The sequence below is a fragment of the Kitasatospora sp. NPDC058046 genome (assembly GCF_042885595.1).
Lineage (GTDB): Bacteria > Actinomycetota > Actinomycetes > Streptomycetales > Streptomycetaceae > Kitasatospora.
Genome location: NZ_JBHVRS010000031.1, coordinates 41,205 through 63,094, shown reverse-complemented (window position 1 = coordinate 63,094; position 21,890 = coordinate 41,205). Strand labels below are relative to the sequence as shown.

The window sequence follows — 21,890 nt, the reverse complement described above, 5'->3', positions numbered from 1 at the left end:
GTGTCGGCCACGCCGAGCAGCCAGGGCTCGGCGGGCTGGGCCATGTTGGTACCACTGCCGGTCGCCAGCCACAGCCTCCCGTCCCCGCCCTTCCAGGCCACCTCCCAGCCTCCGTTGGTCAGGGCGGTGATCGACGGGCTGGTGCCGGGGAAGACGCCGAGCAGCCACGGTTCGGCGGGCTGGGCCATGTTGGTGCCACTGCCGGTGCCGATCCACAGCCTCCCGTCGTCCCCGGCCCAGGCGGTGGCCCAGCTGCCGTCGGTCATCGTGGCGATGGACGGCTTGGAGTTCTCGGCGACGCCGAGCAGCCACGGCGCGGCGGGCTGGGCCATGTAGGTACCGCCGCCGGTGCCGATCCACAGCTTTCCGTCGGTGCCGCGCCAGGTCGTGACATATCCGCCGCCGGGCGTCACTGACAGGCCGGAGGAGCTGCTGCGCGGCACGGGTGACGCGGGCGGGGTGACGGGGGCGTTCGACAGGTTCTTGTAGCGCAGGGCGACGTAGCCCGAGGTGGGGTGGCCCTCGATCGACGAGGAGTGGATGTTCGCCTTGCTCGGGCCGTGGGTGGGGTCGTTGCGGTTCGACTCGGCGTAGTAGAGGAAGTCCCCGGCGGCTTTGTCGGTCCAGCCGGCGAACAGGAAGATGTGCTCGTGGGGGTAGGCCATCGCATCGCCGGGCTGGAGGTTGGCGAAGTCACCGACGGCGGTGTCGTAGGTGGTGTTGGGAGAGCCGTCGGCGTTGGTGAAGGCGGGTCCGCCGTCGGTGACGACCAGGCTCTTGTCCAGGTGCCAGGCCATCGAGACGAACCCGGAGCAGTCCTCCCGGTAGTCGCGGCCCTGCGGGTCGGGGGCGGAGCCCTGTTGGTTGTAGGGGACGTGCTTGTCCACCCAGGACTGGGCGCGGGAGAGGACCTCGACGGAGGAGATCTGGCCGCCGATCGAGCTGGCGGCCTGAGCGGGAGCGGCCAGGGTGAGCAGGCTCGCGCCGAGGGCGGCGGCGGTGGCGAGTGCCAGGGAGGCGCGGCGGGTCCTACGAGCAGGCATGGGGATGTCCTCACGGGTGTGTGGAGAAGACGGAGTGGCCGGGCACCGGGCGGGCACGGCGTGGTTCCGTTCGTACGGGCGAGTGGCGTGGACGGCTGTCCTGCAGGAACAGCGGTCGGCCGGACGGACGCGGGTGATCAGCGGCCGGGGACGCTCGGCGCGGGGGCCGGCGGGAGGTAACGCAGTTTCAGCACGGGGGAGTTGCGGTAGCTGCGGGCGACCAGGGCGGCGGCGCGGTCGGTGGTGGCCTCGGCTCCGGGCCCGGTGGGCGGGAGCAGGAAGAGCAGCAGGTCGAGGCGGCTGGGCTCGGTGCGGGCGCTGGCGTGTTCCAGGCCGTCCTCGGGCGTGGTGTGGGCCCACAGGATGTCGAGGGCTTCGGCGGCCTCGGTCAGGGGGTCCGGGACGGTGCCGGGGCGGTGGTCCAGGCTGAGGTAGACGATGTCCATCAGCGGGTCAGCCCCACTGGAACTCACTCGGGTCCACCTGAGCCGCGGACGTGGCCGGAGCGGCGGCGGTCGGAGCGGCGGCGGCGGTCGGAGCGGCGGCGAGGGTGCCGTCGGCGGCCGAGGGCAGCAGGGCGACGGCGACGGCGGTGAGGGCGGCAGCCGCGGTGGCGACGGCAAGAGGCAGGCGGATCATGGTCGTTGTCCTTCACGAGGCGAGGGGACGGGACATGGGCCGGGTCGGCGCTCCGCGGTGGCGCTCGGTCCGTTCGCCGCCGCGGGTGCTCCCCGGTGGCGATGGCTCAAGCTTCGCCGCCCGGTGGTGGCGGCGGTAGGACTTCCGGCTGTCGCCAAAGCGCCAGGCGGGATCCCGACAGGATGACGGAGCCGGGCACCTCCGGTCCGGCCCGGTTCGTCCCGGGGCAGACCCACGCAACAGCCCTGGAGCCCGGCACTACGGGCAGGCCCACCAAATGCCTCGCGCGTACTCAAACGCCCCAAAGTGGATCTTGAATGGGATGTGAAGGGCCTGCCATCATGGGCCGCGATGCCGAAGCGCCGCCGCGTCTTCACGGGGGGCAACACCACCATGCTCGAATCCTTGGGGCTGTCCGGCGCCGCCGCCGCCGTCTACCGGGCCATGCTCGACCGGCCCGGTGCCGGAGTCGCCGCACTCGCCGCCGACCTGGGCCTGACCGCCGGCCAGGTGCACGCCGGCCTGGAGGAGCTCGCCGCCCTGCTGCTGGTGCGCGCCTCCAGCGAACACCCCGGCCGGATGCGCGCGGTCAGCCCCGAAGTCGGCCTCGCCGACATGCTGGCCCGCCAGGAGGCCGAACTCGCCGCCCGCCAGGCCCAGCTCGCCGCCTCCCGCGCTGCCGTCACCCGACTGGTCGCCGACCGCGCCGAAAGCCGGACCGCGCACGGCGAACGCCTGCTCGGCATGGACGCCATCCAGGCCCGCCTGGAGGAACTGGCCCGCGGCGTACGGGCCGAGTGCCTCGGCGTCCACCCCGGTACCGGCCACCGCCCCGAGGACCTGGCCGCGGCCCAGAGCGCCAACGCCGGAGCCCTGGCCCGCGGCATCGTGATCAGAAGCCTCTACCAGGACGCCGTCCGCAACGTCCCGCACACCGTCGCCCACGCGAGCTGGGTGCTCGACCACGGCGGCGAGATCCGCACCGCCCCGGTCATCCCGCAGCGCCTGGTCATCGTCGACCGCGCCCAGGCCCTCGTCCCGATCGACCCCGCTGACACCCGCAAAGGCGCACTCCACGTCACCGAACCCGGCCTGGTCGGCGCCTTGTGCGAACTCTTCGACCAAGCCTGGGCCACCGCCGTACCCCTCGGCGCCACCCGCGCCCAGGACGCCGCGACGGGCCTGAGCGACACCGAACGCGAGCTCCTGCGCCTGCTCGGCTCCGGCCTCACCGACGACACCGCCGGCCAGCGCCTCGGCGTCTCCTCCCGCACCGTCAACCGCCTGATGGCCTCCATCATGGAACGCCTGGATGCCAGCAGCCGCTTCGAGGCAGGCATCAAGGCCGCTCACAAGGGCTGGCTCTGACACCCGACCACCCGGCTGCTCATCCTCCTGCTGTTGACGGCCGCACCGCCGTCCACCCCGAGCCCCGGCATACCTCTGGCCGGCGCGTCCACCAGCTCGGCGGGCCCGAAAAGCCGAGCGGATCCGTCGAGGAGCAGGATGAAGTCGAGGAGCGGGGTGAAGCAGGTCCCGGCCGGGAAGCGGGCGGGAGGGCGCGCGTTCCGTTCCGGCACCGAGGGGGCCAGCCGGTCGCACGTGGCGGTTCATACGGCGGCGGATTCGGCCGGCCGGCGGACGGACAGGATGATCCGATCGCGCCCACGACCCGTCGACCGAGACGCTAGTGTGTGCGGATGAGTGAGGAGCCGCAACCGCAGGTGTTCTCGAACCTTTGGGCTGACGCCGGCGGTCCCGGCGGCCACGGTTCGCCCCGCGATCGCTGCACGTGCATCGAGCACGTCCGTACCAGGCCGCAGGGGCCGACCCGCTTCCACCGGGAACGCCAGGACACCACCGCACCGGGATGGATCCGCCTTCTCGAACTGGTCGAAGAGGCGGCGGCCGACGGACGTGAGGTCTTCAAGCCGCTCGTGGACCTCACGGCGGAACAGCGGCGCCAGGTCGTCACGCTCCCGCCGACCATCGCCAAGCTCACCTCGGTCAAGCACCTCGTGCTGTACGGCAGCAACCTGGTGCGCGTCCCACCCGAGATCGGCGCAATGCGCGGCCTTGAGGAGTTCACCCCGTACACCTCCTACCGCCTGCACTGGTTCCCGTACGAGATCACCCGGTGTGCCAACCTGCGTCGCAGTACGGTGAGCACCCGGGCCGTGTACGGGAACTACAAGCGACGGCCGCCCTTCCCGCAGCTGCCGACGGCGGCCGCCGCCCGGGGCGTCGACGTCGAGGACCTCGACCCCGGTGTGTGGGGTGCCTCGGCGATCCGTACGTGCAGCGTCTGCGACCGGCGCGTCGAGGGCATGAACCTCCGTCAGGCCTGGATCTCCCTGTGGACGTCGGGCGCCGACGTCCTGCCGCTGCTGGTCAACGCCTGTTCGACGGCGTGCATCGACGCGCTGCCGGTGCCAACCGAGGGCTACGTCCAGGTGCCGCACGCCGGCGGGCCGGGTGTCGAGCAGCCGACGGCCGGCCGTCGGCCTCGCTGACGCGGTGCGGCCACGACCGCCGGGGGCGGGGCCCACGACGCAAGGTACGGTCCGTCACATGTCGAAACACGGACGACGGATCCGCCTGACCGCCGGGGCTGCCATAGCCTTGCTCGGTGGCGGGTTCGCGATCAACGCCTGGATGAACCGGGTCCCGGAAACCAGGGTCTACGAGGGCACCGTGGCCGGCAAGCCGCTGCTGGTCGGCTCGGACGGCCGGACCCTGACACTGAGCATCGGGTGGGGTTGTGAGAAGCAGCCCGAACTCGTGGCCCGCGAGTCCGCCGACGCGGTGAAGGTCTCCCTGCGGCACACAGTCCCCCCGGGGTTCTGCGACCCGGGTGGCATCGGACAGATCACGACCCACCTGAACAGACCGCTCGGGACCAGGGCTCTGAACGACGCCACCGGCAAGCCCGCCGTCCACTTCGACGAGCGCGACCTCCTGCGGCCCGTGTTCCTGCCGGAGAACTACTCCCCCTATCCCGCGGGCAGGATGGTCCACCTGCCCGGTCTGGCCCCGCTCCCGACCGACACTCCGGCCTGGGCCAGCGGGTACCGACTGGGGACGGGCCCTGAACAAGGCAATCTGATCATCAGCCAGACCCTCCGGAACAGCACACCACCGGAGGGCCGGGCCGCCCTGGTCAAGGGCCACCCCGCGGCCATCACGCAATCCGATCCGAACGGCGGGCCCCGTTCGCTGACATGGTCGGACGGGACCTACACCTTCGTCGTCACGACCGGTGCTCCCCCGCGGCTCTCGGACGAGGAACTCGTCCGCGTCGCCGAGAATCTGCGGTGACCGACACCACGACGACGTCCGGCGGCTGTCCATCAGGCTGCCCCGGCGGAGTCTCGGCCGCTCCTGCGCTGGTCAGGGCGGAGAGCCTTCATCGAGCCAGACGCCCCCGACCCCGGGCATTGCCGGGGGCGGGGGCGTCGGGTGCGGGGTGGGAGCGGGTCAGCTGCGGGTGACCACGAGCTGGCTCGAGCCGTCCGGCAGGCCCGCGATGGCGGCGCGCTGGGCCGGGAAGGTGCTCGCGCCGTACGGGCCCTGGACGGCGGCGAAGCCGGACCAGGAGCCGTTGCCGAAGCGGGTCTCGTGGTAGACGTTGCCGTCGCCGCCGACCACCGCCACCTGGGACGAGCCGTCCGGCAGGCCGGCGATGCCGACCGTCCGCGCGGCCATGGTGGGCGTGCCGACGCCGGGGAGCGCGGCGAAGCCGGTCCAGTTGCCGTCGGCGAAGCGGGTCTGGTGGTAGACGTTGCCGTCGTTGCCGATCGCCAGGACCTGCGAGGAGCCGTCCGACAGGCCCGTGATGGCCACCCGGCCGGCCGCCATCCGCGAGCTGTTCACCCCGGGGAGCGGGGCGAAGCCGCTCCAACTGCCGTTGGAGAAGCGGGTCTCGTGGTAGACGTTGCCGTCGTTGCCGATCGCCAGGACCTGGGCGGAGCCGTCGGGCAGGCCGGCGATGGCGACGTCCCCGGCCGCCATGGTCGGGGTGCCGACGCCGGGGAGCGGGGCGAAGCCGGACCAGTTGCCGTCGGAGAGGCGGATCCGGTGGTAGACGTTGCCGTCACTGCCGACGGTCAGCACCTGCGAGGAGCCGTCCGGCAGGCCCGCGATGGCGGCCCGGCGGGCCTGGGTGGCGGGCGTGCCGTCGTCGGGGAGTGCGGCGAAGCCGCTCCAGCTGCCGTTCGCGGCGCGGACCCCGTGGTAGAGCCGGCCGTCCAGGCCGATGCCCAGCTCCTGCGAGGAGCCTCCCGGCAGCCCGGCGATCGCGGCCTCCGAGCCGCGGAAGACGCCCGCCCCGCCCGTCAGCGGGCTGAAGCCGGGCCAGGCGCCCGAGCTCTGGCGCACGCCGAGGAAGAGCGCGGAGGACAGGGAGGGCGGGGCGCTGGTGAGCTGGATGTCGACGTAGTCCTGGTCGATCGCTATGGAGTAGCCGCCCCAGCTCTCCGGGTTCGCCGGCGAGGCGTACTGGTGGGCGCGCTGGTGGTTGGACCAGTAGCCGGCCGGTATCGACGGGTCGGCGGTGTCCTCCTTGCCGTTCCAGTTGGCGCTGAAGACGGCGTCGGGCATGGTGTAGGCGCTGTTGCCGGCGTTGGCGGCGAGGTCCTTCATGCCGGACGAGGAGCTGCTGTAGACGCCGGAGTTGTAGCCCCAGGCGTGCAGTTCGTTGGTCCAGGCGGTGAGGAAGGCGAGCACCGTGGCCGAGTACTGCGGGGTGGTGTAGCCCTCCATGTCGTAGTAGAGGATCGTGCCGGGGCCGAAGCCGAGGGCCTGGGCCTGGGCCACCGCGTCGTCGGCGGCGTTGGCGCCCTCGGTGGCGGGGTAGGCGATCTTCGGGGCCTGCACGCCGACGTACAGCGGCATGAAGGACCAGCCCGCGGACTGCTGCTGCTGGACCCAGGAGGCCGTCAGGTTCGGCTGGGCGCAGCCCCGCCTGACACCGCCGATGTAGATGCCGACCGCCCGGTACGGGGAGGAGGTCATCCACGCGTTCATCGCGGCGCCGGAGGGCGCCGTGCAGGCGTCGAAGCCCTTGCCGGTGTAGTTCGTCGCCGACGCGGGCACCTGGGCCGCGGCGGCCATCGGTGCGGCCATGGCCCGGCTGGACGGCGCGGCGGCGGACTTGGGCGCGGCGGACTTCGCGGCGGGGGCCGTCGGGGCTGCGGCGGGCGCCGGCTCCGGTCGGTGTTCCGGCGCGGGGGTGAGCCCGGCACTGGTGATGATCCGGCGCACCAGCGGCTGGTCCGTGTCGTACGTACCGGTCACCGCGACGACGCCGTCCTCCGCGCGGATCGTCTGCGCGACCGGGTTGGAGCCCTCCCGGTCGGGCGCGGCGCCGGCGGCGGGCTCGACCAGCAGGGCCTCCGAGCGGCCGGTCAACCGCGGCGGGCAGACCTGCTGTTCGCCCGGGTGACCGAGGTACACCGCGTGCTGGTCGAAGCGGACGCAGGCCTGCGGGTCCGCGGCCAGGTCGACGACCGGCCAGGCCGTGGGCACCTGGAAGACGCGGCCCTGGTAGGTCACCTTCTTGGTGTCCGGGCTTCCGGCGGGGGCGGCTACGGCGGAGCCGGCGGCGGGCGCCGCCATGAGGACGGCCGCCGCGACGACCGCGGCGCTCCGGAGCGCTGTCATACGGGTCTTCACCCAGATATCTCCTGACACGACGAAAGGCCGCACGCCGACAGGTCGGCCGCGCGGCACGGGCACGTCACCCTATCCGCGCCCTCGGACAGGTGGTGTCGCAGGCCCCTCCGGTCCGGCCGGCCGTCCGTCAGCCGTCGCCCCGGGGCCCGTTCCCGCGCGTCGGGCCAGCCCGGCGGACAGGACACGTTCTGTTCTCAACTCCGGTCGCGTGTGGGACCGTTGGCAGCGGTAGTCGTCACGGAGAGACCCGGATCGCGGGGGAACGGGGTGGTGGACATGACGGACCGGCCGGGCCCGTACGGACCGAACCGCCGGGGCCTGCTCGCCTCGGCCGGCGCCCTGCTGGCCGGCGGCGCGGCCTCGGGCCTGCCGGGGGCCGCGGGGTCCGCCGGAGGAGCCGCTCCGGCGGAAGCCCCGGGCCGGGGCGCGGCGGTGATCCGGCGGGGCGACCCCCGGTACGCGAGCCTGCTGCGGGGCGACAACTTCCGCTTCGCCGGCGACCCGGACGAGATCCGGGTCGCCGCCACCACCGAGGACGTCGTACGCGCCGTCACGGAGGCGCTGCGCTCCGGGCGGAGGATCGCGCCGCGCAGCGGCGGCCACTGCTTCGAGGACTTCACCGCCGATCCGGGCGTCCGCCTGCTGCTGGACCTCTCCCCCATGGACGCGGTCGGCTACGACCCGGAGCGGCGGGCGTTCGCCGTCCAGCCTGGCGCCACGCTCGGGCGGGTGTACCGGGCGCTGTTCACGGGCTGGGGCGTGACGGTCCCGGCGGGCGCGTGCCCCGAGGTGGGCGCCGGCGGGCACTTCGCCGGCGGCGGGTACGGGCCGCTCTCGCGCCGCTACGGCTCGGTGGTGGACCACCTCCACAGCGTGGAGGTGGTGGTGGCGGACCGGGCCGACCGGGCGCGGACGGTGGTCGCCACCCGTGAGCCGGACGACCCGCACCGGGACCTGTGGTGGGCCCACACCGGCGGTGGCGGCGGCAACTTCGGCGTGGTCACCCGCTACTGGCTGCGCTCCCCGGACGCGACGGGCGACGACCCGTCCCGACTGCTGCCGCCCTCGCCCCGCGAGCTGAAGGGCTACCAGGCGGTCTGGGCCTGGGACGAGCGGATGACGGAACAGGCGTTCACCACCCTGCTGCGCAACTTCGGCACCTGGCACGAACGTCACAGCGAGCCGGGCTCCCCGTACGCGGGCCTGTACGCCATCCTCTCGGTGGCCCGTCGCGGCGGCGGCCCGATCACGATGTTCGTGCAGGCCGACGCCGCCGTCCCCGACCTGGACCGGATGGTGGCCGAGCTCGTGTCCGCGGTCGGCGCGGGCACCGGCGTCGAACCCGCCGTCGACCACCGGACCGTACCGTGGCTGCACGCCCTCACCTGGCCGGGCGCGGGAGCGGCCGGGGACATGTTCAGCCGGCGCTACAAGCTCAAGGCGGCGTACCTGCGCCGCTCGTACACCGATGCCCAACTCGCCACCGCCTACAGCTGGTTGACGGATGGCTCCGCCGTCGCGCACGGCGGTCTGCTGTTCGTCGGCTACGGCGGCCAGGTGAACGCGGTGCCGCCGGGGGCGACCGCGACCGCCCAGCGGGACGCGGTGATGAAGGTCGTCTACCAGACGGTGTGGACGGACGAGCGGGAGGACGCGGCGAACCTCGCCTGGGTGCGGGGGTTCTACCGCGCGATGTACGCGGACACCGGCGGCGTGCCGGTGCCCGGCGAGGTCAGCGACGGCTCGTACATCAACTACCCCGACGCCGACCTCGCCGACCCGGCCTGGAACCGCTCCGGCGTCCCGTGGCACACCCTCTACTACAAGGACGACTACCCGCGGCTCCAGGCCGTGAAGGCCCGCTGGGACCCGTACGGGCTCTTCCGGCACACCCTCTCCGTCGAGCCCCGGCCGGCCCCGTGACGCCGCTCCGGAACAGCCGGGTCCCGGAGGGGCAAACGGCGGGTCAGCGGACGGTCACCTGCCAGGCGCTGTAGGCCGTGGCCATGCGGCCGGCGATGCCGGGGCAGTAGTAGGTCGACGGGTTCATGGTGGCGGCGGGGAAGACGGTCGAGTTGGAGGGGCCTGCGTCGCTCCAGGCGCCGGTGGCGGGGGTGCGGACCTTCAGCCCGGTGGTCTCGACGACCCGTCCGCTCAGGTCCTGGCAGACGCCCACGTTGCCGGTGGCCGTCCGGTCGGAGTAGTACTCGAACATGTCCCAGCCGTAGTCGAGGCCGGTCTGGTCGGTGCCCCGGCTGGTGAAGAACGGGTCCCAGGTGCTGGTGGCGACGTTGTAGAGGGAGGCGCTCCAGGTGTTGGTCCGGGCGTCGGTGACCTGGACCTGGAGGCTGTAGGCGGAGCGGCCGTTCACGGTGGCGCCGTACTTCCGGAGGAAGGCGGCGTCGATGTCGACGGTCGCGCCGACCGCCTGGGAGGGGTCGGTGGTGCACCAGTCCCAGGCCCATATCTGGGCACTGTCCCGGGTGTGGACGGTGACCATCTCGATGCAGGAGTTGCTGCGCGGCTTGGTGGTGGGGGCGTAGAGGAAGTCGTTGGCGCCGCTCAGGCGCAGCGCGTCGTCGAGGGTGTGGGTGGCGATGACGGCGTCGTAGCCGGTGTTGCCGTTGGGGCCCAGCTCGGTGCCCCACCACCGGTGGGCTTGGGCGGCGATCGGTGCCGGGGCGGTGCGGTTCGTGGCCGTCTCCGAGGGCCGCGCCTCCGTGGCGAGGCCCGCGCGCAGCTCGCGGAACCGCTGGACGGCGGGCCGGTCCTGCGGCCTGATGCCGGCGTCGCCGAGGACGCGGCCGGACACGGGGGCGCCCGTCGGCGCGTCGGCCCGCGGGGCGGCCGGGTGGGCGGCGTGGGCCGGAGCCGACGCCGGGACCGGGGTCGCCTGGGCGCCAGGCGCGAGGGCGGTTCCGGCGACGGCGAGGGCACACGCGCCGGCGGCCGCGGCTGCGGTCCTCAGTACGGACGAACGGCGCGATAGTGTCGTGCTCATGACACTCCTAGGTGTGGGGGAACCCGAGGGGGGTGGCAGCCGCCGCCCGCCGAGGAGCGGATCGGATGCGCGGGGAGATCCGGTCACTGGCGAACGGAGCGGGTGGCCATCAGCGTGGGCCAGGCCCCGGCACGACACAATCCGGCTGCCGGAAGTACCCATACTCAATCAATCCACCCGGCCTGAACGCCGGTTGCCCACCCGGGCGTCCGAACCCCGAACCGCGGGCATCCTCACGATCGGGCCCGGCGGGCGGGCGCAGCCCCGTACGCACCGTCAGGACGTACTCACCGTCAGGACGTACGCACCGTCAGGACGAGCGGAGGCGAGCGTGAGCGACCCCTGGAAGGCCGTGCTCCACGGTCCCCTCGCCGACCCGGCCCGCCCCGGGACGGTCCTGCTGGTGGAGGGCCCGGCCGGCACCGGCAAGTCGCACCTCGTGGCAGGGCTCCGCCGCCGACACCCGGCCGGTTCCGGTTGCCTGACCCTGACCTGCGCCGACCCGCCCGACGGCGACGCACAGCACGCCTTCGACGCCCTCGACGCCCTCACCCGCGCCTTCGGCGACCCGACCCGGGCCGCCGCCCCGACGCTGCTGGTCGTGGAGGACGTCCACCGGGCCGACGAACGCACCAGGTGCCGGATCCGGCGCCTGGCCCGCACGCTCCCGAACGGCTGCGCCCTGGTGCTCACCTGGCGGCCCGAGGACCTTCCGGCCGCCCGGCCCCTGCTGGGCGAGCCGCTCTCCTGCCCGCCCGGCACCGCCGTCCTCCGGATCCGGACCGGTCCGCTCCCGGCCGCAGTGGCACGGGAGTTGACCGAACGGACCCTGGGCGCCCGGTGCCCGGACGACGTGATCGAGCGGCTGTACGCGGTCACCGGCGGCGTCGCCCAGGTGCTCGTGGACGTCCTGCCCGTCCTGGCCGGCACCGTCCTCGCCGACACTTCCCCGGACGGCCCGACCGTGGACGCCGTCGAGGCACTGGAGGCCCCACCGCGCCTGGCGGAGACCGTACTGCGCCGACTCGCCCACCTCCCGGCGGACGCCCGGCGACTGGTGCACGCCGCGGCAGTGCTGGGCGAACCGGCCTCCGAAGCCGAACTGGCAGCCCTGACCGACCTGACGGCGGAGACGGTCCGCGGCATGCTCCTCGCCGCCCTCACCACGGCCGTGCTGACCGACCTCGGCCCTCGGCGGTACGGCTTCCGCGCACCGCTCGCCGCCCGGGCCGTGGCCGCGAGCCTCCCCGCCCCCGAACGCGCCGACCTGCACCACCGGGCGGCGCAGGTGCTGAGACGGCGCGCCGACGTCCCCTGGCCGCAGGTCGCCGGGCACCTCCTGGCGGCAGGGGTCCGCCGCGGCCTGGTCCGGGCCGCCGAGCGCGCCGCCGAGACCCACGCCGCCGCCGGGCGGCACCGCGAAGCCGCCCGGCTCCTCCAGGACCTGCTCGCCGACCGCCGGATCCCCGGCCCCGCCCGCGCGAGGCTCGCCACGGCGGCCCTGCGCCGCATCGCCGGGTTCACCCTCCAGGACGCCGGCGCCCTGCTGGACACCCTCACCGGCGCCCCGCTCCTGCCCGGCCCGCTGCGCGCCCAGGCCCGGGTGCTGCAGGGGCTGTCGCTGTGCACCCCGACGACACCGGACCACGACGGCTGGCTGCACCTGGAACGCGCCGCCAGGACCCTCCCCGACGAACCCGGCCTCGCCGCCCGCGTCCTGGCCGCGATGTCCATGCCGCACTGGCCCGGCATCCCCCTCGCCGAGCACCGGCAGTGCGCGGAACGGGCCGGCGCCGCGCTGGCGGCCACCACCGACCCCGTCCTACGGGCCGCCGTCAACGCCAACCTCGTCGGGCTGCTCCTGACCCTCGGCGACCCCGGGGCCGAACAGGCGCTCCCGGCCCGGCCGTTGGGGGAGGACGAGGGCAACGGTGACGCCGCGTCGGCCGGCCACCGGGCCCGCGCACTGTGCAACGCCGCCGACGCCACCCTGTGGCTCGGCCGCTACCACGACAGCCGGTCGTTCCTCGAACGCGGCGCGGCCCTGGCCGGACGCCACCACGCCGGCCCCCACGTCGCCCACGGCATCCGCAGCATCCGGCTGCTCCTCGACTGGGCCACCGGCCGCTGGACGGGCCTCGCCGACCGGGCCGCCGACCTGGTCGCGGACACCGCGCGAACCCCGGTGCTCGGCCACGAGGCACGAACCGTCCTCGCCGCGCTGTGCCTCGCCCGCGGCGAGTGGTCGCAGTGCCGGGCCTGGCTGGCCGGCGGCCTGGCGCCGCACCCGGACCAGCAGTTGGCACCGGTGGCGGCGCTCTCCTCGACCGTACTCGTCCGGCTGGCCCTGGCCCGCGGCGACCACGACGACGCCAGAGCGCACGCGACGCAGGCCTGGGGACGGCTGCGCAGCAAGGGCATCTGGGCCTGGGCGGCGGAACTGGCGCCCTGGGCCGTCATGGCGGCGCTGAGCACCGGCGACCCCGCCACGGCCCGGACGATGGCCCGGGACCTCCGCGCGACCCCCGCCGCGCCGCACCTGCCCCTCGCGGCGGCCGCCCGACGGTGGTGCCTCGCCGCCCTGGCCGAGCACGACGGGGACCTCGCGCGCGCCGCCGACGGCTACCGCGCCGCCGCGGACGCCTACGCCGCGCTGCCCCGCCCGTACATGGCCGCCCTGGCGGCGGAGGCCGCCTCCCGCTGCGCCGCGGCCGCGGGCGAAGGCGAGGACGCCGACCGCGACACCGTCGACCGGCTCACCGAAGCCCTCCTCGTCCTGACCGGGCTCGGCGCCACCCACGACGCCGCCCGCGTCCGCTCCCGCCTGCGCGCCCTCGCACCCCCGCGCCGAGGCCGGCCCGCCCATCCCGGGCTCTCCCCGCGCGAACGGGAGGTCGCCGAACTCGCGGCCGGAGGTTTGACCAACCGTCAGATCGCGACCGAACTGCACCTGTCCACCAGGACCGTCGAGAACCACGTGGCCAGGGTGCTGCGCAAGCTGTCCGCGCCGTCCCGCCGGGACCTCCCCGCACGCCTCTGACGCGCGCCTCTACCGGCTCAACGTCCGGGCCGCCCCGGAGCCCCGCCGTCGACCGGCAGCTCGCCCGGGAGGTAGCCGTAGCCGGCCCGGCCCGGCACCGCCTCGGCGAGGGCCCGGACCAGCGCGGCCGGCGGCGCCGCGAAGATCCCGGGATAGTCGCACTCCCCCAGCTCCGGCCGCACCGGCCAGGCCAGCCGCTCCCGCTCCAGGTCGTACCGCGCGTCGACACCCTCGCGGTTGCCCCGGGCGTCCAGGCGGGCCCAACGGCCGTTCAGGTGCACGGCGTTGAGGGCGTGCAGCACGAAGTCGCCCTCGCCGTCCGCCAGCCGCTGGTAGCACAGGCCCGTCGGCACGCCCTGCGCTCGCAGCAGCGCCGCCAGCAGGTGGGCCTTGCCGTGGCAGATCGCGTTGCCCGCGGCCAGCACCTCCGAGGCGCGGAACGCCCCGCTGTAGGCGCCCGCGTCGGCGGAGTGCCGGACCTCGTCGCGGACGTGCTGGAAGGCCGCCTCGGGGGTGGCCAACTCGGTGGCCAACCACCGCAGTTGCGGGTCCTGGTGGTCGATGACCCCGTCCGCCACGAGGTAGGCGGCGAGGTCATCGGTCTCCGGTTGCAGGATCATGCCGCCCATCCTGCCCCGCCCCACGGGCCGCACGGGCGGAACTCCAGCCCGTGGACAGGGCCTGGGCCCTGGAACAGGGTGGCCGGGAACGGGGGGGTCGGACGTACGGCCGGGGCTACTTGGGGGCGGCGGTCATGGAGGCGACCGCGTCCGCCACGCTGCCCCGGTAGTTGCCCATCTTGGGGTTCAGGACGTGGGCCCCGGCGGGGAGCGGGAAGTTGCGGGTGTTCGCGAGGGGCATGTTGGTGCCCTCGCCGTCGACCAGCACGTTGATCTCGTTGATGCCGGGGGCGGTGCCGGTGGTGGCGCCGCTCGGGTCGAGGTCGATCACCGCGTAGGCGCTCCGGCCCGCCGGGACCGGGAACCGCTCCGTGCCGCTGGCGAGCACCGGCTTGAGGTTCTTGCTCTGGTCCCGGGCGGCCGAGTCGCCCAGGTCGACGCCCGGGGAGGAGCTCAGGCTGCAGGCCTTCGCGCCGGTGTTGCGCACCTCGATCACCCACTGGTTGGCCGCCCCGGCGCGCGCCGACGCGTTGATCGAGAGGCTCTGGATGTCGCACGGCTGGGCGGCAGCACTCCCACCACCGGTCCCGCCACCGCTCGACGGGCTCGCACCGGCCGGCGTGTGCGCGGCGGTGGGCGCCGCCGAGCCGGCGGAAGCCGGTGCACCCGGAGCCGGTGCGCCCGCCGAGGGAGCACCGGCGGCCGCCTTGGTGGGCGCGGAGCTCGCCGAGCCGGCGGGCGCGTCGGTGTTCTCAGGCCCGCAGGCGGTCAACGCGAGCCCCGCCCCGACGACGAGGACAGCGGAGACGAACAGCGGGCGACGGCGACGGACGGACATGGTGGCTCCCCGATGACGATGCGGACTGCTTGATCGAACACACCACAGGACGGCCGGACGACGGCTTTCGGTGCCATCCGCAGCGTCACAATCACCAGGACATGACAGGGACCGGACTGTGACATTCGGTCAGCCACAAGGCAGTTGACGGCACCCCTCACCTGCCGGTACACCCGGTCCCGCCAGCGCGGCCTGCCCGACGTCTACGGGAGGAGGCGCGTACCTCCCGGCCATGTCGTGGTGGCGGGCCCGGGTGAGGCGGATCCGCGAGAGGGCAGGGCTCCGGCCGGCACGACCGGGGTTCCCATTCGCCTCGCAGGAGGTGCGTCGGGGGATTCCCGTTGTGACGATGGCCCCACGGGTCGGGCCCACGGATTGGCTGCGTGAACGGCCCCCGACTGCCCGCCGGTACCTTCGCCGGGCCGACGCGTTCCGCCCGGCGTACCCGGGGTCGTCTGCTGCCCGGGGACGTGCCGAGCCCGTCCCCTCCCACCATTCCCATCCGTCGAGAGCAGAGGGAAACCCGCATGTCCGTACGTCGAATCGCCCTGACCGTGTCCGCCGTCCTCGCCGCGCTGGCCACCGGCGTGGCACCGGCCGCCGACGCCGCCCCGGCAACCGCCTCGGAGATCCTGAACTGCACCGTGAACGCCGCGGTCACCCTCGACCCGGCGTTGTCGGCCGGCCCGGAGGCCACCACCGTGACGATCGGGGGGACGGCGACCGGGTGCACCGACTCCCAGAGCGGCCCGACGGCCGTGGTGGGCGGCACCGTCACGGCGACGCTCACGTTCGGCACGCTCAGCTGCAACCCGCTCACGGTGCCGGCGCTGGTCCCGGGCTCCACGGCGACCTTCACCTGGAACCTGCAGAACGGGACGCAGGCCAGCAGCACCATCACCAACATCGCCGTCGTCGAGGTCGACGGCGCCGGCACCCTCACCGGAACCGTCACCGGCTCCTCCTCCCGCCTCGCCGGGGAGACCCTGACCGCGGTCCTGAACATCGACAGCGACCAGCCGATCATCGACAACTGCATCGACGTCCTGGCAGGCATTGGCCAGCCGATCGCCCACTCGACCCTCACCGCCGCCACCGCCTTCAGCTGACCCCGCGCCACACCGGCCCCGGGCCCCGCGCGGTTCCGCCCACGGCGGGCATCACGGCACACCGAGGTCCGACGGATGCCGCACGGGCCGACCGGTCTGCCGTTTCCCGGGAAACGGCAGACCGGTCGGCGCGGGGTGTCCCGGGAGGCCTAGACGAGTAGTTCCGGAGTCGGGCGCTTCAGTCCAGGACGACCGTCACGCCGCGCTCGTCGAGGATCTCCAGGACTCGGTCGAAGTAGGAGCTGCTCGCGCCGCACTCGACGGCCTGGTCGGCGAAGGCACGACGGGCGATGTCGGAATCGTGCCAGATCAGAGTGAACGGTGGAACGACCGCCGGCCCGCCGCCGAGTCGGTCCCGGAGCCAGAAGAGGTCTCCGCCCAGTTCCCGGCCGGGGCCGAGGACGGCCTCGCCGATGGCCAGGTGAAGGCCTGGCACATCGGTGGCGAAGCGGCCGTCGAGGTGGTACTCGCCACCGGAGCGGCCGATCCCGGGGCCGTACGGGCCACTGGTCGTCAGCCGCAGCCACGCGTAGCGGCCCCGGGTGGTGAGCGGCGCCCAGAGGTTGGGCCGGCTCGGTTCGCCGTCGTACCAGGTCTCGTGAATCGCGCGGGCCTCCAGGGGCGGGCGGTCGTCGCGACGGTCCGCGAGCGTGAGGTCCAGCAGGGAGCTGCCCACGACGGAGGGCCGCACGTCGGCGATGTCGACGTCGACGCCGTAGTAGTACATGACCCGACCGTTGCGGTCCAACGCCACCAGCCACACGCACTCCCACGGCCGGGGGTGCGGGTCCTTCAGCCGTTCCAGCAGCGCGTCGGTCGGCTCACAGCCGATCAGGTGGATCGGGTTTGTCCGCGGGGGGCGCTGCGGGTACAGCCCCCGCGCTTCGAGGCAAGTGCCGAGCGGTTCGTCGCTCCGCCGGTGCGCCGACCTGATTTCGAAGCGGTACGAGGTCGGGGCCTCTGGCACGGCCAGGGCCCTGTCCATGGTGTTCGCGACACCGGCGCCGAGGACCAGGTCGATCCGGTCCGGGTCACTGGGCGTGGGGCTGTGGGTGATGACGGAGACGTCGACGAGCTCGACGTCCGTCGGCGATGTCCTGTCGTCCGTGTCGAGGACGTCCACGACCAGGTCCCCGAGCAGCCGGCCCTCCGCAGCGGGTCGGGTGGCGAGTGCGGCGAGCCGACTGTCACTGGGGCAGCCGCGCAGCGTGACGACCTCCCGGGGCGGCGGCACCGGCGCCACGTACAGCCCCTCGACGTCGACGCAGCGCGCGAGGAGCGCGACGCGTTCGGTGTCCTCCAGGCTGGAATCGTCCTCGACGAGCAGGTAGCGCAGCGGGAGATCCCGCTTCCAGCCCAGGAACTCCGTGACCCGCATCCGACCTCCGGTACTCGAACCCTCCGAACCGGGCCACCCTACGGCCCGTCGGTAAGATGATCACCCGGGTTTTTCGCCGGTGAGACCCCCCTCTCAGCCGAGCCGATGCGCACCGCCATGCGATGGATGCGCGGCGTTCGACCCGGCGAGGGACTGCTGAAGTCCGTCCGCCAGCTCGTCGAGTCCGTCAACGACACCCTCAAGGGCCAACTCGGGCTCGAACAGCACGGCGGGTGCACCATCGAAGGAGTCGGCGCCCGAGCTGGCCAGCGGCTGCTGGCGATGACCTGCGCGATCTGGCACAAGCGCAGCACTGGCCGTCCCGTCACCCGCTCATTGATCGCCTACGACCACTGACCGACTTCGGAACTACTCGTCTAGCAGGACCAGCGGTGGGAGCGGAGGTGGACGCCGGTGCCGCCGTTCTGCGAGAAGTTGCCCCTCGCGCCCGCCGCCGTGCACACCACCCGCTGGCCCGTGTAGTTCGCGCCGGGGTAGAACGCCACCGGCCTGCCGGAGCCGCCGTGGTTGTACACCGAGCGGACCTTGGTGGTGGCGGACCAGCTGCAGCGGTCTCCGGACTGCCAGTCCGGGTCGTCGTAGGGCCAGGCGCAGACGCTGCCCGTCCCGTCGGGGCCGCTGTAGACGCAGACCCGCCCCTCCACGCACGACCACGGGTCGAGGGCGGCGTGGGCGGGCTGCGGGACGGCGAGCAGGGCGGCCGCGGCTGCGGCGAGGGAGGCGATGAGGCCGAGGTGCCTACGGGTGCGTTCCATGACGGTCTGTCCTTCCGGTGGGGGTTGTACGGTGTTGCGCCAGGCCGGGCGTGGCCCGGACTTCTGGCGGGGCCCGGACTCCGGGCGGGCTCGGGCTCCGGGCGAGGCTCAGGCCCCGGGCGGGCTGACGTAGCCGGAGACGTGCTGGTGGTTGGTGATCACCGTCGACGGGTCGAGGTGGGTACGGAGGGCGACCTTGTCGCCGAGGTTGCCGTCGACGGTGTCGAGGGTTCCGTTCGCGTGGACGGCGGCGACCACGCCGACGTGGCCGGGAGTGCCGCCGTCCGGCTCCCCGTAGATCACCAGGTCGCCCGGCTTCGGGGTGTACGTGCCCCGCTGGTGGAACAGCCCCTTCTGCTTGCCCCACTTGCCGATGCCACGCGCGGCCAGGTCGTCGACCGTCCCGTCGATCCCGGCCCGGTGCCACGTCCACTCGGCGAACGCCGCGCACCACGGGGTCTTCGCGCAGGAGCCGGAGTCCCGGTGGTAGGCGAAGTACCTGTCGCAGGAGCCGGTCTTCTCCGGCGAGGTGCCCGCGGGGGTGATCTCCCCGCGGGCCACCGAGACGATCCGGTCCCGGACGGTGGCGGCCGCCGAGGCCGGCGCCGTGGCGGCGCCGAGCGGCAGCAGGGTGAGGGCGGTCAGCGTAACGGCGGCGGCGGTGCGCCGGGACAGCTTCATGAGAGCTCCTCCATTGGGGTGAACGGACTCTGACCGCCGCCCGGTCGGTTCGCCTACAGTCGGCGGGCATGCCGGGGCATGCCAGGGCCGAGAGGTGGTGGTGCGGCGGGAGTCGGCGAGTCGGTGCGGTGTCGCGGGATCCATCCTGCGGACCGGCGCCGGACGTCACCAGGCCCTCCGGCCGGGGCGGCGTCCCAGCGCTCTCCCGCTTCCCGTCCCACCGCTCCGACCTGCGGAAACGACGGACGCTGGGACAGCGATGGGACAACACCGCATGCATGACCAACCGCCGGACGAGACCCCGGGGCACCCGGCAGGGGGAACGGACCGCCCCCGGACCCTGCTCGTCCGCGCGCTGAACGACGGACTCGCCGAGTGCGGCCTGTCCCTGGACCGGGTGGTGGCCCGACTGCGGGCCCGGCTCGACGCCTCCACCGTCCGGGGGCTGAGCACCTCGTCGATCAGCCGCTACCTCGACCCCGACCGCACCGAACTGCCCGACCCCGCCGTCCTCGCCGAACTCGCCCGGATCTTCCGCACCGACCCGGCGGAACTGGACCGCTGGCAGCACTGGCACCGGCAGGCGAAGCAGGCGGCGGACCACGAGCTGCGCGACCGCCGCGCGGCGCGCCGCGCCGCCACCACGGCCACGCCCACGCCCACGCCCACGCCCACGCCCACGCCCACGCCCACGGCCACGCCCACGGCCGTACCGGTTCCGGCGCGCCCCGAGCCCACCGGCGAACCGTCAGTCACCGGGTGGGCGACGCGGTGGCGCCGGCCGCACCGGTGGGGTGCGGCACTCGGGGTCCTGGCCCTCGCGGCCGTGCTCGGCGCGGCGGTCTGGGCGAGGGGGTCCGACGACGCGACCGCCGACACCGCATCGGTGGTCGCACCGTCCGGCAGCGCGGCGGGACGGGAGCCGACGGCGACCCCCGCCGACCTGGCCGAGGGATTCGCCCACGAGGTGGAGGTCGGCGCGCTCGGCGGGGACAGCCGCTGCTCGGCCCCGAAGCCCGGGCCGTCCGGCACCCGGCTGCGCGCCTGTGCGATGGTGCAGCCCCGTCAGGTCCTGTTCGCGGTCCGGATCGACAATCCGACGAACGCGCCGGTCGAGGTGACCGCGAAGGTGGCCGGCTCCTGGTCGGGCATCCAGCACTCCTGCGACCCCGGACGCTCCGTCGTACACACCACCATCGCACCGGGCGCCACCTTCACCAGCGACCCCGAGGAGTGCGTGACCCCCCGCCGCAGCACACCGCTCGCCTACCAGACGGAGGTCTTCGCCGCCGGAGACGGCCGGCAGTGGACCGGCCACCTGTTCTCACCACGCGCCAACGTCTACCCGGACCGCGAAACCCTCTGGCGCTGCGTCGGCGACGTCCCGTGCTGAGCCCCTCACCCGCACCACCGTTCGAGGAGTTCGCCGACGTGGTGGTCACGTCTGCGAACGCGCTGGTAGCCCTCCCTTCTATCCGGACGGCTGCGAGCAGGCTGACATGGCCGTCGCCCAACCGGCAGCGGCTCCGACGGACGTGGGCGCCGAAACCCGTGCTGGGTAGTGTTCGAATGCAAAGGATCAAGCGATTCCGCCGGGCCGTACCACGGCCGGCGGGAAAGAGGAGGCGACGTGATCGCGGGTACCGGCCGGAGGATCGTCCTGATCCGTCATGCGCAAGCCGGGCGGGAGTCGACGGTCGACAAGGAACGGCGTCTCGACGAGCAGCGGCGGGAAGAGGCCTCCCGGGCCGGACGATGGCTCGCGGGTTCCGGCGTCACGCCCGATCTCGCGCGGGTGTCCGGCGCCCGCCGGACCAGGGAGACCTGGGACCGTGTGGGCGCCACGCTGCCGCGGTTCCCCGAGACGGTGATGGCGTCCGGCCGACGCCGGAGCAGGACACCATCGCTCGCCACGACGGGTTCCCGCGTCACGGCCGTGATGCTCTCCGGCCCGGCGGGCACGCCGAGCCGCTCGCCGACGGCGGCCAGGATCACCCGTCGCAGCGGCGAGGGCGCACCGCACCAGCTCCCGCCTTCCCGGTTCGGGGAGACAGGTGCTGGGCGGGGCGGCCGGAGCCGTCGAGGTTCCGTGTGATGGTCAGCGGACGGTAACCTGGATGCTCTTGGAGATGTCGCACCGGTCCCCCTTGTACTTCGGTACGCCGGCATCGCAACTCCCCTCCCCGAACAACCACGTCAGCGTGGTGGTTCCGGGCGCCAAGGCGCTGAAGGTCAGGTCGAACTCGGAGCCGCAGCCCGCCATCGGCGGGTCCGTGGGGCAGGGGCTGATGACGAAGTCCTTGCCGGGCCGCAGCACGCTGCCGTCGCCCGCCGAGTAGAGGTACCACTTCTTCTGCAGGGCGCCCCCGGTCGTTCTGACGCCGAGCCGCTGTCCGACCGTCAGGGTCACCGTGCTGGTCGGATACGGAGAGGTGGCGTTCGACGCCTTCTCGGGGAGGGGCACCTCCACCTCCGGTCGGGGGGTGGAGGCGACCGTGGTGCCGGCCGAGCCGGAGTCGGACCACCAGCCGGCGAGGTGGGAGACGAGCAGCAGGGCGCCGACCAGGAGCGCCGCCACGCTGGTGATGACGGTTCGGCGCATCAGCTGCCCTCTTCCCGGACCCGGCGCCGCATGGTGATCAGCCCGGCCACGGCCAGGGCCTTGCCGATCGCGCCGAGAATCGCGGCGCCGATGAAGAAGCCGGAACCGGGGTGCGTGATGGACTGCTGTGCCTTCTGCAGGTCCGCGACCTTGCTCATCGGGTCTGCGCCGGGGTCAGCGATGCGGCGGCCGTCGTTTCCGCGGCGCGGTAGTTGGCGCTGGTGGCCGACATCTTCTGGACCAGTTGCCCCACGGCGCGCTGTGTGACGTGCAGTTCCTGGCTCCAGTTGGTGTCGAAGCCCGCCCACGCCTGGTCCACACCGAACTCACCGAAGTCCGCGGACTGGTAGGGCTTCTGCGCGGTGTAGGCCTGGTTGGCCGAGGCCAGGTCGGTTGCGACGTTGTTGAGTCCCGTGGTCACGTGGTCCAGCGCGTCGGGTTGGACGGTGTACCCCACCGAGTCGGACATCGGCTGCTCTCCCCCAAGAAG

The 21,890-nt window shown here is 73.8% G+C and carries 19 protein-coding genes and 2 pseudogenes; 8 read left to right on the top strand and 13 right to left on the bottom strand.

Going from position 1 to position 21,890, the window contains the following annotated elements:
- The 3 genes and pseudogenes from ACFVU7_RS40035 to ACFVU7_RS40025 all read right to left on the bottom strand — a co-directional run.
- Nucleotides 1-1,043: pseudogene (locus tag ACFVU7_RS40035) on the bottom strand (hypothetical protein); the annotation flags it as partial.
- A 137-nt stretch (nucleotides 1,044-1,180) separates the two neighbouring features.
- Entirely contained in the window at nucleotides 1,181-1,516 is a 336-nt protein-coding gene (locus ACFVU7_RS40030) for a hypothetical protein (RefSeq protein ID WP_143204775.1), read from the bottom strand.
- Entirely contained in the window at nucleotides 1,497-1,682 is a 186-nt protein-coding gene (locus tag ACFVU7_RS40025) for a hypothetical protein (protein ID WP_388051068.1), read from the bottom strand. Before ACFVU7_RS40025 ends, ACFVU7_RS40030 begins: the two co-directional genes overlap by 20 nt.
- Before the next feature lie 351 nt (nucleotides 1,683-2,033).
- On the opposite strand from ACFVU7_RS40025, the gene ACFVU7_RS40020 reads away from it, so the two are divergent.
- From ACFVU7_RS40020 to ACFVU7_RS40010, 3 genes are all read left to right on the top strand, one after another.
- Nucleotides 2,034-3,050: a helix-turn-helix transcriptional regulator gene (locus ACFVU7_RS40020; protein WP_241853246.1), complete on the top strand. Its 1,017-nt coding sequence runs from the start codon at nucleotides 2,034-2,036 to the stop codon at nucleotides 3,048-3,050.
- Nucleotides 3,051-3,406: 356 nt separating this feature from the next.
- Nucleotides 3,407-4,195 (top strand): leucine-rich repeat domain-containing protein, encoded by a 789-nt coding sequence (locus ACFVU7_RS40015; RefSeq protein ID WP_388051065.1) that lies wholly within the window; start codon nucleotides 3,407-3,409, stop codon nucleotides 4,193-4,195.
- Nucleotides 4,196-4,253: 58 nt separating this feature from the next.
- A complete protein-coding gene (locus ACFVU7_RS40010) occupies nucleotides 4,254-5,000 on the top strand; it encodes a hypothetical protein (protein ID WP_380781147.1) in 747 nt (248 codons plus the stop codon).
- A gap of 159 nt (nucleotides 5,001-5,159) precedes the next feature.
- Here ACFVU7_RS40010 and ACFVU7_RS40005 read toward each other — a convergent pair whose 3' ends face one another.
- On the bottom strand, nucleotides 5,160-7,343 hold the full coding sequence (locus ACFVU7_RS40005; protein ID WP_388051062.1) for a glycoside hydrolase domain-containing protein: 2,184 nt from the start codon (nucleotides 7,341-7,343) through the stop codon (nucleotides 5,160-5,162).
- Between the two features lie 288 nt (nucleotides 7,344-7,631).
- Here ACFVU7_RS40005 and ACFVU7_RS40000 point away from each other — a divergent pair, with 288 nt between their 5' ends.
- Entirely contained in the window at nucleotides 7,632-9,278 is a 1,647-nt protein-coding gene (locus ACFVU7_RS40000) for an FAD-binding oxidoreductase (protein ID WP_388051059.1), read from the top strand.
- Between the two features lie 43 nt (nucleotides 9,279-9,321).
- Here ACFVU7_RS40000 and ACFVU7_RS39995 read toward each other — a convergent pair whose 3' ends face one another.
- Nucleotides 9,322-10,356 (bottom strand): hypothetical protein, encoded by a 1,035-nt coding sequence (locus ACFVU7_RS39995; protein WP_388051057.1) that lies wholly within the window; start codon nucleotides 10,354-10,356, stop codon nucleotides 9,322-9,324.
- 331 nt (nucleotides 10,357-10,687) lie between these two features.
- Here ACFVU7_RS39995 and ACFVU7_RS39990 point away from each other — a divergent pair, with 331 nt between their 5' ends.
- The gene (locus ACFVU7_RS39990) at nucleotides 10,688-13,396 is read left to right on the top strand and encodes a LuxR C-terminal-related transcriptional regulator (protein ID WP_388051054.1); all 2,709 of its coding nucleotides are present in this window, start codon (nucleotides 10,688-10,690) and stop codon (nucleotides 13,394-13,396) included.
- Between the two features lie 17 nt (nucleotides 13,397-13,413).
- Here ACFVU7_RS39990 and ACFVU7_RS39985 read toward each other — a convergent pair whose 3' ends face one another.
- Together ACFVU7_RS39985 and ACFVU7_RS39980 are read right to left on the bottom strand one after the other, a co-directional pair.
- The gene (locus ACFVU7_RS39985; protein ID WP_388051051.1) at nucleotides 13,414-14,016 is read right to left on the bottom strand and encodes a transglutaminase domain-containing protein; all 603 of its coding nucleotides are present in this window, start codon (nucleotides 14,014-14,016) and stop codon (nucleotides 13,414-13,416) included.
- A 115-nt stretch (nucleotides 14,017-14,131) separates the two neighbouring features.
- On the bottom strand, nucleotides 14,132-14,854 hold the full coding sequence (locus ACFVU7_RS39980) for a DUF4232 domain-containing protein (RefSeq protein ID WP_388051048.1): 723 nt from the start codon (nucleotides 14,852-14,854) through the stop codon (nucleotides 14,132-14,134).
- A 527-nt stretch (nucleotides 14,855-15,381) separates the two neighbouring features.
- On the opposite strand from ACFVU7_RS39980, the gene ACFVU7_RS39975 reads away from it, so the two are divergent.
- The gene (locus ACFVU7_RS39975; protein WP_388051046.1) at nucleotides 15,382-15,963 is read left to right on the top strand and encodes a hypothetical protein; all 582 of its coding nucleotides are present in this window, start codon (nucleotides 15,382-15,384) and stop codon (nucleotides 15,961-15,963) included.
- A gap of 178 nt (nucleotides 15,964-16,141) precedes the next feature.
- On the opposite strand, the gene ACFVU7_RS39970 is transcribed toward ACFVU7_RS39975, so the two are convergent.
- Complete coding sequence (locus tag ACFVU7_RS39970) at nucleotides 16,142-17,341, bottom strand: hypothetical protein (RefSeq protein ID WP_388051043.1); 1,200 nt, start codon at nucleotides 17,339-17,341, stop codon at nucleotides 16,142-16,144.
- Nucleotides 17,342-17,479: 138 nt separating this feature from the next.
- On the opposite strand from ACFVU7_RS39970, the pseudogene ACFVU7_RS39965 reads away from it, so the two are divergent.
- Nucleotides 17,480-17,698, top strand: a pseudogene (locus tag ACFVU7_RS39965) (IS982 family transposase); the annotation flags it as partial.
- Between the two features lie 20 nt (nucleotides 17,699-17,718).
- On the opposite strand, the gene ACFVU7_RS39960 reads toward ACFVU7_RS39965, so the two are convergent.
- Both ACFVU7_RS39960 and ACFVU7_RS39955 read right to left on the bottom strand, forming a co-directional pair.
- Nucleotides 17,719-18,117, bottom strand: coding sequence for a peptidase inhibitor family I36 protein (locus tag ACFVU7_RS39960; RefSeq protein ID WP_380744234.1), 399 nt, complete (start codon nucleotides 18,115-18,117; stop codon nucleotides 17,719-17,721).
- A gap of 108 nt (nucleotides 18,118-18,225) precedes the next feature.
- On the bottom strand, nucleotides 18,226-18,798 hold the full coding sequence (locus ACFVU7_RS39955) for a CHAP domain-containing protein (protein ID WP_380744232.1): 573 nt from the start codon (nucleotides 18,796-18,798) through the stop codon (nucleotides 18,226-18,228).
- Between the two features lie 274 nt (nucleotides 18,799-19,072).
- On the opposite strand from ACFVU7_RS39955, the gene ACFVU7_RS39950 reads away from it, so the two are divergent.
- Nucleotides 19,073-20,191: a hypothetical protein gene (locus ACFVU7_RS39950; RefSeq protein WP_388051041.1), complete on the top strand. Its 1,119-nt coding sequence runs from the start codon at nucleotides 19,073-19,075 to the stop codon at nucleotides 20,189-20,191.
- Nucleotides 20,192-20,896: 705 nt separating this feature from the next.
- On the opposite strand, the gene ACFVU7_RS39945 is transcribed toward ACFVU7_RS39950, so the two are convergent.
- From ACFVU7_RS39945 to ACFVU7_RS39935, 3 genes are read right to left on the bottom strand one after another with little or no spacing between them, the layout of a single operon-like run.
- Nucleotides 20,897-21,400, bottom strand: a complete 504-nt coding sequence (locus tag ACFVU7_RS39945; protein WP_388051038.1) for a hypothetical protein — start codon at nucleotides 21,398-21,400, stop codon at nucleotides 20,897-20,899.
- Nucleotides 21,400-21,558: a hypothetical protein gene (locus ACFVU7_RS39940; RefSeq protein WP_387973159.1), complete on the bottom strand. Its 159-nt coding sequence runs from the start codon at nucleotides 21,556-21,558 to the stop codon at nucleotides 21,400-21,402. The genes ACFVU7_RS39945 and ACFVU7_RS39940 overlap by 1 nt, the downstream gene beginning before the upstream one ends.
- Nucleotides 21,555-21,869 (bottom strand): type VII secretion target, encoded by a 315-nt coding sequence (locus tag ACFVU7_RS39935; protein ID WP_388051035.1) that lies wholly within the window; start codon nucleotides 21,867-21,869, stop codon nucleotides 21,555-21,557. The genes ACFVU7_RS39940 and ACFVU7_RS39935 overlap by 4 nt, the downstream gene beginning before the upstream one ends.
- Nucleotides 21,870-21,890 lie beyond the last annotated feature (21 nt).

Excerpts from the sequence above, each read along its gene's own strand:
- ACFVU7_RS39935 (WP_388051035.1), bottom strand. The coding sequence starts at position 21,869 with ATGTCCGACTCGGTGGGGTACACCGTCCAACCCGACGCGCTGGACCAC.
- ACFVU7_RS40005 (WP_388051062.1), bottom strand. The coding sequence starts at position 7,343 with ATGACAGCGCTCCGGAGCGCCGCGGTCGTCGCGGCGGCCGTCCTCATG.
- ACFVU7_RS39980 (WP_388051048.1), bottom strand. The coding sequence starts at position 14,854 with ATGTCCGTCCGTCGCCGTCGCCCGCTGTTCGTCTCCGCTGTCCTCGTC.
- ACFVU7_RS39940 (WP_387973159.1), bottom strand. The coding sequence starts at position 21,558 with ATGAGCAAGGTCGCGGACCTGCAGAAGGCACAGCAGTCCATCACGCAC.
- ACFVU7_RS40000 (WP_388051059.1), top strand. The coding sequence starts at position 7,632 with ATGACGGACCGGCCGGGCCCGTACGGACCGAACCGCCGGGGCCTGCTC.
- ACFVU7_RS40025 (WP_388051068.1), bottom strand. The coding sequence starts at position 1,682 with ATGATCCGCCTGCCTCTTGCCGTCGCCACCGCGGCTGCCGCCCTCACC.
- ACFVU7_RS39985 (WP_388051051.1), bottom strand. The coding sequence starts at position 14,016 with ATGATCCTGCAACCGGAGACCGATGACCTCGCCGCCTACCTCGTGGCG.
- ACFVU7_RS39960 (WP_380744234.1), bottom strand. The coding sequence starts at position 18,117 with ATGGAACGCACCCGTAGGCACCTCGGCCTCATCGCCTCCCTCGCCGCA.
- ACFVU7_RS39945 (WP_388051038.1), bottom strand. The coding sequence starts at position 21,400 with ATGCGCCGAACCGTCATCACCAGCGTGGCGGCGCTCCTGGTCGGCGCC.
- ACFVU7_RS40010 (WP_380781147.1), top strand. The coding sequence starts at position 4,254 with ATGTCGAAACACGGACGACGGATCCGCCTGACCGCCGGGGCTGCCATA.
- ACFVU7_RS39975 (WP_388051046.1), top strand. The coding sequence starts at position 15,382 with ATGTCCGTACGTCGAATCGCCCTGACCGTGTCCGCCGTCCTCGCCGCG.
- ACFVU7_RS39950 (WP_388051041.1), top strand. The coding sequence starts at position 19,073 with ATGCATGACCAACCGCCGGACGAGACCCCGGGGCACCCGGCAGGGGGA.
- ACFVU7_RS39955 (WP_380744232.1), bottom strand. The coding sequence starts at position 18,798 with ATGAAGCTGTCCCGGCGCACCGCCGCCGCCGTTACGCTGACCGCCCTC.
- ACFVU7_RS40020 (WP_241853246.1), top strand. The coding sequence starts at position 2,034 with ATGCCGAAGCGCCGCCGCGTCTTCACGGGGGGCAACACCACCATGCTC.
- ACFVU7_RS39970 (WP_388051043.1), bottom strand. The coding sequence starts at position 17,341 with ATGCGGGTCACGGAGTTCCTGGGCTGGAAGCGGGATCTCCCGCTGCGC.
- ACFVU7_RS39995 (WP_388051057.1), bottom strand. The coding sequence starts at position 10,356 with ATGAGCACGACACTATCGCGCCGTTCGTCCGTACTGAGGACCGCAGCC.